Origin of the sequence: Bradyrhizobium sp. CCBAU 65884 (assembly GCF_028128835.1) — a bacterium.
Taxonomy (GTDB): Bacteria; Pseudomonadota; Alphaproteobacteria; order Rhizobiales; family Xanthobacteraceae; genus Bradyrhizobium; species Bradyrhizobium ottawaense.
Window position 1 is genome coordinate 17,545 of sequence record NZ_LBJU01000076.1, and the last position, 10,497, is coordinate 28,041.

Annotated in this window: 13 protein-coding genes and 1 pseudogene; 12 read left to right on the plus strand and 2 right to left on the minus strand. The window is 57.9% G+C overall.

The features are described from left to right. Window positions 1-600 precede the first annotated feature (600 nt). A pseudogene (locus XI03_RS03730) lies at window positions 601-1,313 on the minus strand (hypothetical protein); the annotation flags it as partial. A gap of 302 nt (window positions 1,314-1,615) precedes the next feature. On the opposite strand from XI03_RS03730, the gene XI03_RS03735 reads away from it, so the two are divergent. Both XI03_RS03735 and XI03_RS03740 read left to right on the plus strand, forming a co-directional pair. Next, complete coding sequence (locus XI03_RS03735; protein WP_271591361.1) at window positions 1,616-2,122, plus strand: hypothetical protein; 507 nt, start codon at window positions 1,616-1,618, stop codon at window positions 2,120-2,122. A 514-nt stretch (window positions 2,123-2,636) separates the two neighbouring features. Continuing rightward, entirely contained in the window at window positions 2,637-3,032 is a 396-nt protein-coding gene (locus tag XI03_RS03740) for a Rieske (2Fe-2S) protein (protein ID WP_271591362.1), read from the plus strand. A gap of 9 nt (window positions 3,033-3,041) precedes the next feature. Here the strand turns inward: XI03_RS03740 and XI03_RS03745 are convergent, their stop codons facing one another. Further along, complete coding sequence (locus tag XI03_RS03745) at window positions 3,042-3,632, minus strand: hypothetical protein (protein WP_271591363.1); 591 nt, start codon at window positions 3,630-3,632, stop codon at window positions 3,042-3,044. A 273-nt stretch (window positions 3,633-3,905) separates the two neighbouring features. Here XI03_RS03745 and XI03_RS03750 point away from each other — a divergent pair, with 273 nt between their 5' ends. The 10 genes from XI03_RS03750 to XI03_RS03795 all read left to right on the plus strand — a co-directional run. Further along, entirely contained in the window at window positions 3,906-4,226 is a 321-nt protein-coding gene (locus tag XI03_RS03750) for a HesB/IscA family protein (protein WP_271591364.1), read from the plus strand. Window positions 4,227-4,542: 316 nt separating this feature from the next. Continuing rightward, complete coding sequence (locus tag XI03_RS03755) at window positions 4,543-5,715, plus strand: aminotransferase class V-fold PLP-dependent enzyme (protein WP_271591374.1); 1,173 nt, start codon at window positions 4,543-4,545, stop codon at window positions 5,713-5,715. Window positions 5,716-5,719: 4 nt separating this feature from the next. Then, a complete protein-coding gene (gene nifT, locus XI03_RS03760) occupies window positions 5,720-5,944 on the plus strand; it encodes a putative nitrogen fixation protein NifT (RefSeq protein WP_271591365.1) in 225 nt (74 codons plus the stop codon). Between the two features lie 394 nt (window positions 5,945-6,338). Then, window positions 6,339-7,136, plus strand: a complete 798-nt coding sequence (locus tag XI03_RS03765) for an SIR2 family protein (protein ID WP_271591366.1) — start codon at window positions 6,339-6,341, stop codon at window positions 7,134-7,136. 7 nt (window positions 7,137-7,143) lie between these two features. Further along, entirely contained in the window at window positions 7,144-8,703 is a 1,560-nt protein-coding gene (nifB, locus tag XI03_RS03770; RefSeq protein WP_271591375.1) for a nitrogenase cofactor biosynthesis protein NifB, read from the plus strand. A 10-nt stretch (window positions 8,704-8,713) separates the two neighbouring features. Next, entirely contained in the window at window positions 8,714-8,938 is a 225-nt protein-coding gene (locus XI03_RS03775) for a 4Fe-4S binding protein (RefSeq protein WP_271591367.1), read from the plus strand. 323 nt (window positions 8,939-9,261) lie between these two features. Further along, window positions 9,262-9,576, plus strand: coding sequence for a nitrogen fixation protein NifZ (locus XI03_RS03780; RefSeq protein WP_271591368.1), 315 nt, complete (start codon window positions 9,262-9,264; stop codon window positions 9,574-9,576). Beyond that, complete coding sequence (locus XI03_RS03785) at window positions 9,573-9,812, plus strand: nitrogen fixation protein NifZ (protein WP_271591369.1); 240 nt, start codon at window positions 9,573-9,575, stop codon at window positions 9,810-9,812. The genes XI03_RS03780 and XI03_RS03785 overlap by 4 nt, the downstream gene beginning before the upstream one ends. Window positions 9,813-9,827: 15 nt before the next feature. Further along, window positions 9,828-10,187: a DUF3024 domain-containing protein gene (locus XI03_RS03790; RefSeq protein WP_271591370.1), complete on the plus strand. Its 360-nt coding sequence runs from the start codon at window positions 9,828-9,830 to the stop codon at window positions 10,185-10,187. Between the two features lie 33 nt (window positions 10,188-10,220). After that, window positions 10,221-10,497, plus strand: a 277-nt coding sequence (locus XI03_RS03795) for a hypothetical protein (RefSeq protein WP_271591371.1), incomplete at its 3' end; no start/stop codon positions are given.

The following is a 10,497-nucleotide window of genomic DNA, read 5'->3' on the forward strand; positions in this document are numbered from 1 at the left end:
CCTGGAAAATTGTCTGCCTGATCCTGCCGATCGCGTCGAAGCGCATGCGATGGTGGCACCTGTGTCCTCCGCAATTTTCTCCTGGGGAGGCGGATGGCGCTGCCTGAGCGTTGACATCGCCGAGCACCCACAATAGTCCTCGGATTTCGTCTCCGAGAAAGCTGAGCGCGAAATGTTACGGCTATAAGCTAAGCGACGAAATTGTTGGGCTTCTAAGAGCAGGAGGCCTGGCACGAATTAAAGCAGACCATTTTCAGGAACAGTTGAGGCGCAACGATCCGCTGGTCGAGAACGTGGCCGATATCTTGCTGGAACATCAACTGCGAGAGGACGATGATCCGTTGGTCTTGTCAAGTCCTGCCACAAGAGGCATGGAGGCCCGTCTAGCGGAAATGGGTTTTGTTCGCGTGGTCCGTAAACCACTGGGCGGGTGCTTGATCCTATCCAGCACCTAGACGTGTGGACGAACAGCGAGAATCAAGAGTGGCAGCGGGTCGACAAGCCTACGAAGTAGCCGCCCGTTGAGAACGATTTCAGCGGTGAGTGGTCGCTGAGGCAGCGATGATGGCGGTCAGGAGGAGACGCCAAAGAGTCCTCAGAGGCCAGGATGCGGCGGAAGTTATGGCGGACGACGGAGACGATGACGTTGGCGGCATCGCTGGCGCGGCCTTTGAGGTAGCAGCGGCCGCGGTGACCGTCGACCTTTAGATGTGCGACGACGCGTTCGATGCCGAAGACCGCGCGCTTTTGGCCGGAGATGAAGACGCGACGCGGGTGCACCAAACTCCTGAGGCGCGCTGGCCCCTCCCTTCCCGGTGCACTTCACCCACGGCGCGCGGAAGGAATACAGCTTTCAGCTGCTCCGGCGAGTAGATCTGCGTGGCCCGGCCAAGCAGGAGGGCGAACGCGTTCTCGAGCGCAACTGACCTTCCATCTTGCGGCGGATGTCGCAGATTATTGCGCGAGCCAGCTGCGCAGGAGTGCAAGTGCCGCTGATGTCGCTTGAATTGCTTGGAATGGGCGTAGCGGCAAGCCATCATTGCCGCAGTCTTGGCAATGCGAGGATAAGACCGCCGCAGCTTGAGCCCGTGCTTGCTCGCCAGGCGGTTGAGCCCTTGATTGTACCGTGTGCAGCAGTTTGGCTTGGGTTGGGACGTGATGGTGTTCTGCACGGTCGTGTCAGCCGTGATCGCTTGAGGTCCTGATTGCGTAACACGCCGGCCTCGTGCGCCCACCCGCAGGCTCTCGGCGAGCATCAGCTCCAGCTTGTTGGCTAGCCGCTTGCGCCAGTGGCTCAGGTCGGAGCGCTCGTGCGCGTGCTGCCGGTACAAGAGCGCGCGACAGATGCTCAACTTCGGCGCGTCAGCTCATAATCAGCTACACCTCTTACCATCGTCGGTAGAGCTCGCGCGAGCTCAGCACCCCGAAACCGTACCGACAGGAGAACGATCCGACGTATGGCCGAATTGTTGGCTCATCCAGCCAATCCACAACCGCTACCCAGGCTGATGAAGCAAGGAATTCAGATGACGAGGGCTTTGCGGAAAGGCTTGCAGGCATGGCGCCCGATGCTGGCCCAAGTTCGTCTCAGGCAGCGACACGGCCGTACTCCGTAATGTCCCAGCCTCCGATCAAAGAGATCGACATCGATGAGTTCGGGGAAGAAGTGAAGGCCTTCTATGGCGACGACATCAAGCACATTGCCGATAATTCACTGGAGTACTCGGATTTCATGTCCACAAAAGCTGAGCGCGCGGCAAACGTTGCTAAAACCTACGGTCATACCGACGAAGATACGGACGAGGCGCGATATTACGCCTATCGTTTGGGTGACAAGACTGTTGGGCTTCTGAGGACAGAAGGCGGACTTCGGGTAGGAGGAAGGCGATTCAGCGTCCAGTTTCCCGGTCGAAACGCGGTCACATCCCAAGTAGATCTTCGGGTTACTCATCCGCTCGTCGAGAACGCTGGCGATGTTCTACTGGAGCATCAGCTTCGGCAGGACGGCGAGCAAGCATTGATTATGTCAAAACCTGCGTTTCCAGGCGTCGAGCCCCGTCTGGCTCAGATGGGCTTTGTTCCTGTGAGTGATAGGAATCACTGGGTGCTTGATCCTCACTAGCATCCCGACAAATGGACACATAACGCCGACGGTAAATGGCAACGGGTAGGCAAACCTGAAGGATATCTTGCTGCCGAGAGTAGTGGCGCTCAAGCAAAAATCGGGCGGGCTCCGAGTGAAGCGAGTGATGATACAGAGTCGTCCGGCGATGACACGTCTTGGTACTTTGAGCGCCTTAATCTAGGCCCGGGGTCGGCTGCCGAATAGTCGCCGTGGACGAGGTCGGGCCTGAAAGCGGTGGCTACTCGAGCTCATTGCGTATGTTGCTGCAGGAATGGCTCGCCACTTCAACACGCGCTTGCGTCAGGAGGCGGGATCGCGCTCAGAGTGCTGCACCGACCAGCGCTGGGCCGCTCGCCGCCAACGCGGCTTAGCCCGCAGCTGCCTGCGCTAGCGCTGCGCAGCCCGGTGCTCCCCCACCGGGGTCGGCTAGGGGCGGTCCGCACTTGTACGGTTCTTGCAGGGTTGATTGCGCGGCGACAATAAAGAAGATCTTGCGATGTACGAGCGATGAATGCAGCCAGATGCGATCTATGCGGTTTGCAGCTTTAACGACATTCCGAGCCGCCAGGCCATGGGATTCCATCTCATGGTCGTCGATGATGACGGCAATCACCGCCCGTGGCCCATCATTGTGGTGCGCTGGGGCAAAAAGGTGCTTGGCTACGTCAATAAATGCCCCCACAACAGCGTCAATTTGGACTGGGAGCGGAACCAGTTCCTCGATCCATACGGTATCCGACTGATGTGCGGCAAGCACGGTTCGACGTTCGAACTCGGCACCGGCCGGTGCATCGAAGGTCCATGTCAGGGTAGAACGCTCACGCCGATCGCGTTGGCAGTTCTGGATGGTGATATCTGTGTCCTCGGCGTGCGTCTTGCCGAAGACGAAGCATCGCCCAACAACTGAAGACCGCGCTCAGACCGGACGGTTCTCGTTTCGGTTTTTCACGGGCTCCATCCTCTTAAGCGCGTCGCCGTACGAGATCTCCTCATAGGACAGATCGAGATCCTTTGTAGCATCGAGGAGGCAATCAAGCTTGCCGGCCGGATCGATCTTCTTGATGTCGTCCTTGTTGAGGCCGACCAGCTCCATCATCTCCTTCCAAACGGTGGATTCATCGCACGGCAAGACATGGAATTTAATATCACCGAGCTTGATTCGGTATTTCGCCAGCAAATCTATGTTGTTGCAGAACATGAAGTAGCTGCCGTCTGGGCTTAAGGCACCGTCAAGGACAGCCGCGACGTCCGCAAGATACGCCAGAGAGTGCAGGTAGCCAGCCAGCACCGAAATAGTGCGTTCTCCGTCCTGCGCGATCGTCAAAACCTGCTCGATCGAATAATCCGGTGGTCGCTTCTCGTCCGCGACTTGAGTTTGGAATCTTAGTGCGACGTCGCCGCGAAAACCGAACCGGCCCGGCTTGGTAGTCCCTCCCTTGAGTACGGCATTGAGCAGGCGGCCCTCCTTCTCTAGTCTGCCGAGTGCGGTGTTCTCGATTGCAGTCATTAGATTCGTCCTCGATCTAAGCTCTTTACCGACGCTTTGGCCGGTGCCCAGATGCGATGCAAATTGCTTGCCGTCGCATGCGTAGCGGCGTTCGGCGTAGCTTAGATAGAAAACGCGTCAGCGGGCTTGATCGCGTCAAGTAGCCTTGTCAGGTACGCGACACCGGTGCCAAACCCAACAGGCGCGATCCGAAAAAGTCAGCACTCATCAGCAGCTGCACGCTGGCACGTGACTTGCCCTTAGCAGCTAGATGCAAGCGATGAGGGGTAAGCAGTGATCAACCTGACGGATAGCGCAGTGAATGCAATCAAGAGCGCGATTTCATCCTCGACGCACCCGACCGGCGGTTTGCGCGTTCTGGTCGAAGCAGGCGGCTGCAATGGTTTCAAATACAAGATGGGTCTGGCCGCGGAACCGAAGCCTAACGATACCGTGATCGAATGCGACGGTTTGAAGGTGTTCGTCGACAACGATAGCCGTGAGCATCTGGTCGGTACGACCATCGATTTCGTGATGGCACTGGAGAGCTCTGGCTTTACCTTTCATAACCCGAACGCCACCGCGAACTGCTCCTGCGGAAAATCGTTCAGCTGAAGAACAAATCGTTCAGCTGAAGAAGAGGAGACATCGACGCATGCTGGCCGAACCAGAACAATTGAGGCAGTCGTCGTACATTGCGACAGACCCAGAGCGTCGCGTTCGCGGGGCTCTCCAAGAGATCCGACCGAATCAGAATGCGATGGTGGCGACTGTCAGCTGATCGGCAACGATGGCAGCAGGAGGCGGGCCGGTGTCTGCACCTGTGAAGGCTTTCGAGGGTGACGCTGGGAAGGCATTCAGGCGCGGCTGGTCGAAAAACTCGGCGAAGCGGTTCGGCCGATCCCGTTTCTGCTGCAGGCGAGCCATCGGATTGAGCGAGAATCGAGTGCCGATTTACCTTGACAACAATGCAACGACCCGGACTGATCCATCGGTCGTGCAAGCCATGTTGCCGCTCTTCACCGAGCAATTCGGCAATCCCTCATCGACGCATGCCTTTGGCGACGAGGTCGCAGTCGCTCTGAGGCACGCCCGGCATAGCTTGCTGGGCCTGCTAGGCAATACATACGATCATGAAATCGTTTTTACGTCGGGAGGGACCGAGGCCAATAATACCGCGATCCTCTCTGCGCTTGCGACGCAGGAAGACCGCGACGAGATTGTCACTACCTCGGTAGAGCACTCCGCCGTTCTTGCGTTAATCAAGCGACTGGCGACAAGAGGAGTCAAGACGCACATCGTACCGGTAGATTCCCGCGGCAGGCTCGACATCGAGGCCTTTCGCTGCGCGCTGGGGCCACGCACAGCGATTGCCTCGGTTATGTGGGCCAACAACGAGACCGGAACGATGTTTCCTGTGGAGTTTTTGGCCGGGTTGACCCGTGAGGCGGGCGCGCTGTTTCACACCGATGCTGTCCAGGCTATCGGTAAGGTGCGCGTAAACCTGAAGGACAGTGCGATCGACATGCTATCGCTTTCCGCGCACAAATTGCACGGTCCCAAGGGAATCGGCGCGCTATATTTGCGCAAAGGGACAAAATTCCAGCCGCTGATCTGCGGCGGATCACAGGAGCGAGGGCGCCGCGGCGGGACTGAGAATATTCCCGGCATCGTTGGCCTGGGAAAGGCCGCCGAGCTTGCTGCGGAGGGGTTCGAACCAGAGCGCGTTCGCATTGCTGCGTTGCGCGACCGCCTTGAGCAGGGAATTTTGTATAACGGCGAATGCGTTGCGCTCGGCGATATCAGCAATCGGTTAGCGAACACGGCCGCTATTGCCTTCGACCATCTCGAAGGCGAAGTCATCGCCCACCATCTCAATCGGGCGGGGATCGCCGTGTCCCTCGGATCGGCCTGCAACTCCAGTTCTTTGCAGCCATCGCATGTTCTGCGGGCCATGCAGGTGCCGGCGTGGCGGATGCGTGGCACGGTGCGCTTTTCTCTGTCACGTGAAACCTCCGTCGCGGACGTCGATGAGGTCGTGTGCGCCGTGTCCGACATCCTGACTCGCCTGCGCGCCACCTCCCGCGTCACAGCCAGGAGTTAACCTCGTGAAGATCATGATCCGCCGGTCTCCGGACGCTGGCCTGTCGATCTACGTGCCAAAAAAAGATCTCGAAGAGCCAATTGTGGAATCCGAGTACGAGACGCTCTGGGGCGGCTGGATTAAAGTAGCTAATGGTTGGGTGCTCGATTTGCCCGAGATGGCGAGCGACACACGACTACCGATCACAATTAACGCTAAAAAACGAGGTGAGAACGGAGACAATCCCTGAAGGCGCCTCCGCAGATCGACTTTGTGCATGCGGCCGATACAAAGGCAACTCTCGTGGACATCGCAGCCGGCCTGAGGGCCGGGGCATTGTTCCCTATGTCGGTCCTGGTCTTGCCGAATTGTGCAGATCCGATGTGCCGACCACACCAGGGGTGTTGGCCGGCTTCTTCGCCAACAAAGTCGCGCTGCGGCATCCGCGCTATGGTCAATGCGTGGGCGTCGGCGCAGCATATGGAATCGGCAAAAGTCGACCCGCGGTGACGGCATTGATGAAGCAGGCCTTCGCTCGGCGAGTCGAGCCGAGGCGGTCCGCCAACATCTTGCGTCCCTGTCGCAGCCCCTCATAGTAGACACGTCGTATGATGGTCCAATGCGCGCGGCGCTGGGTAAGCGCGATGGACCGGCGAAGTGCAGAATATCATGGGCGCGGCATTGGCGAGAATCGCTGGTATCGCTGTTGCGATTCCGCTGGCCAAGAGGTCGACAGTGCTGCGGCCGGCAGCTGGGCGGCGGTGCTGTACAAGCCGCATGACAGCGTGCAGCGGGCCAACAACTTCGTTATTTCCGATGCTGACTATATCGAGGCGTTGACCGAAATCGACATTCAGACGCCAGATCCGGACATCATCAGGAAAAGGCGAACCGGACAGTCCTGTCACTTCATAGGCTGCAAGTTCAACGAACAGCTGTTGCGTAGCTATGCGCGGCAGATCATCAAGCGCTCGGGCGACAACCCACTATGCGATCGCCGATCCGGACGCGCTCTCTCGCAACGAGCTCCGCTTTCTACTCGAGCAACGCCTGAAGGCGGTTCCGATTGGGGATCGGTTGTGTGGTTGAGCTACTGCTTACCCACTAGTGGCCTTGTGAAGCCAATCCGCCAGCTCATATCAGCATATTGCGAGAGCCTTAACGCCAGGAAACCCTTTCAGATGAAGCCAGTTTCCCGCGAGCTTAGCGCTAGAATGAATGCGCAAGCCATGGAGCTGGGGCGTGAGCATGACGACGCTATATCTGTCGCATTGTCAACAAGCGCATCATTCCTGTTCTTACATGCCCCAGCGCCGATCCCTTCGCTAACTCATTGGCCTTTGGCTGAAATTCATTGTCTCCGCTATGGCATGCAAGTTGCTACTGCTTCTTGGGGCTCGCTCACGGATGGTCGTGGGAAGCCGATGATGCCTGCAGGGTAAAATGAAAATGAACGCGGTCGCCGGACGCGGAGAATATGTCAAAGCTGCGGTGGATAGCGGCAATCTGATGCAGCCCGCCGCAGAACATAAGGGCTGCCGCGCTTCAGCCAAGCCGGGCCAGGCGAGCTGCGGCTCGCGGGCGGGACAAGGCGATCTGCCGAACGAAATCTGGGAAAAGGTCAAGAACCATCCCTGCTACAGCGAAGAAGCACATCATCATTACGCCCGCATGCATGTCGCGGTCGCGCCCGCCTGTAACATCCAGTGCAATTACTGCAACCGAAAATACGACTGCGCCAACGAATCGCGTCCGGGTGTGGTGAGCGAGAAGCTCACCCCTGAGCAGGCGGTCAGAAAAGTGCTCGCGGTCGCGACCACCATTCCGCAGATGACGGTGCTTGGCATCGCTGGTCCCGGCGATCCCCTGGCCAATCCAGAAAAGACCTTCAAGACATTCGAGCTAGTCGCCACAGCGGCTCCCGATATCAAGCTGTGCCTGTCAACCAACGGACTGGCTTTGCCGGATCATGTTGATACCATCGCCAGGGCAAATATTGACCACGTCACTATTACCATAAATATGGTCGATCCCGAAATCGGCGCCAAGATCTATCCGTGGATATTCTTCAACCACAAGCGCTACACCGGCATCGATGCGGCAAGGATACTCACCGATCGCCAACTGCAAGGCCTCGAGATGCTGAGCGAACGGGGAATCCTGTGCAAGGTCAACTCAGTGATGATCCCAAACCTCAACGATGACCACCTGGTCGAGGTCAACAAGGCGGTGAAGTCGCGTGGTGCCTTTCTTCACAACATCATGCCGCTGATCTCCGCGCCCGAGCACGGCACGGTATTTGGCCTCAACGGTCAGCGCGGACCGACGGCGCAGGAATTGCGGGCGCTGCAAAATGCTTGTGAAGGGCAGATAAACATGATGCGGCATTGCCGCCAGTGCCGCGCCGATGCGGTCGGTCTACTCGGGGAGGATCGCAGCGCGGAGTTTACCACCGATCAGGTCATGAAAATGGACGTCCAATACGACTTAGAAATGCGCAAGGCTTATCAGGAAAAGGTAGAGAATGAGCGTGCCGCCAAAGTCGCGGCGGGCCAAAAGGAGCTTGCGGAATTTGCCGGAGAGATGAGCGCGATCACTCTTCTGGTGGCCGTTGCAACCAAGGGCTCGGGATTGATCAACGAGCACTTTGGGCATGCAAAGGAATTCCAAGTGTACGAACTGTCTACATCCGGCGCGAAATTCGTCGGTCACCGCCGCGTGGACGTTTACTGCCAGGGCGGTTATGGCGAAGAGGACAGGCTTTCGGCCATCATGAGTGGCATCCATGACTGCCATGCGGTTTTCGTGGCCAAGATCGGCGGCTGCCCGAAAAGCAATCTGATCAAAGCGGGGATCGAGCCCGTTGATCAATATGCCCACGAGTTCATTGAGAAGTCGGCGATCGCCTGGTTCAGATCCTATCTGGATAAGGTGAAACGGGGGGAGATCCAGCACATGCAGCGCGGCGACGCCGCGATCCGGCAGTCAGCTCTGATCTCCGTGGCGTAAGGAGGAATATGTGCCATTCAAGATCATCGCCTCACAGTGTACGAGTTGCTCAGCCTGCGAACCCTTGTGCCCGAACGTTGCCATCTCGGAGAAGCGGGGGAACTTCGTCATTGAAGCGGCGAAATGCACCGAATGTGTCGGCTATTTCGACGAGCCGCAATGTGTCGCCGTCTGTCCGGTCGACAATACCTGCGTGATTGACACGTCCTTGCCTCGCTACCAAGTGCCAGCGTAAAGCGTGAGCCCCCATGACCGGCATGCCAAGAGCTGGGTCTGGACACGTCGCCGACGTTCGGTCTTCCCTCACGGAGGGCGACTGCTCTGGCTTGAGCTAAGATAGTGCTGTTGCTGGTCGGCGGCACGGCGCTGGCGGCGTGTCATTCTGGGCTGCGGTCTAAAGGTGCTTGTCGATCTCGAGAGCGGTCTATTAGGCAGCGCCGCCGTCGTCGATGTGACCGACGTTGGCGTGCGAGCACCAAGCGATGCGAGGGTCTCGCCTGCGGTGGACCAGGGTGCGTTGCTGCATCTCTACCAGGGGCGATCTATGAGGAGCATTACATGAACGGCATTGTTCGAGACACCGACGTCGTCGAGCTGAGCGATCCGCCGGTCTTTAGTTTTGGCCAAAAGCTGCGAGCCAATCGCAACATCCGCAATGATGGCACCTATGTCGGCAAAGAGATTGGCGAAATCTTAGTTAGAAAGGGAGAGGTGGGTTACGTCGTCTCGATCGGCACGTTCCTGCAGCAATTCTACATCTACGGCGTGCAGTTTCTAGAAAGCGGCCACCGCGTTGGCATGAAGCGCAAGGAATTAGAGCCGGCAGACGCCTGCGAACAGATCGATGATCTGCCGTTTCCGGAGGAGTCATGACTCGGCCCGGTTTTCCGAAATATCGGCGCGGTCAGCGGGTCAAAACCGCAGTCGACCTCATCAACGACCACTCATTTTCCAATAGAGAGCCCGACGGAATCCTGCTCGCCGCTGGGGCGACCGGCGAGATCATCAAGGTCGCTATCCATACCGAAGCGGACGTGCCGATCTATATTGTCGATTTCGGCGAGCAGCTGCTCATCGGCTGTTTTGAAGAAGAAATCACAGTGCTTTGAAGAGAGGCTTTCGCCATGAATACCGCGCTGCTGAGGACGGTAAAAGCCGGGCTGGTGCCTCACCCCAACGAGCTCGATCGCAAACGGATCGAGCGCAGCTTGAGCTCGCGCAAGCGCTATCTCTACGTCACGCCCCACGTGACGCCGGTGAGGGACGGCTATCTCATCGAGAGCCCCTGTTGCTCGCGCAACATAGAGAAGGATGGCGCTCTCATCGATATCGCGCTGATTCGCTATGATGCCGTGAGCGGGATCTGGAAAGTGTTTCACAAGAATCACGCGCGAGGAAATTGGGAATTTTATAGCCTTTACCGCCGCTTGACGTCTGCAATCGACGAATTGAATGTGGATCCGGAGTGTCTGTTCTGGCAATGACGAACCACCTTCAAGAGTCATAGAGGAGCCACGATGGGGCTCATCCCGGAGGAATTGATCGAAATCGAACGGCTGCTCTCAGCCGATCGTGTCGAAATGGGCCCGTTGGTCGAGCTGCGGCACCGGTTTCCGCAGCTTGCGTGGGTGTGCTGTGACGCGTCGGATATAGCGGATCAGCCGTTCCGGCAGTTTGCTCGGTTCGACCTTCATCTGCTCGATGCATCGGATCACTGCGCGCAGATCACGACCGATCCGACGCGAGCGACCGGCATAGTATTGGCTAGAAGGATTGTTGGGCGGAGTGCGCTGA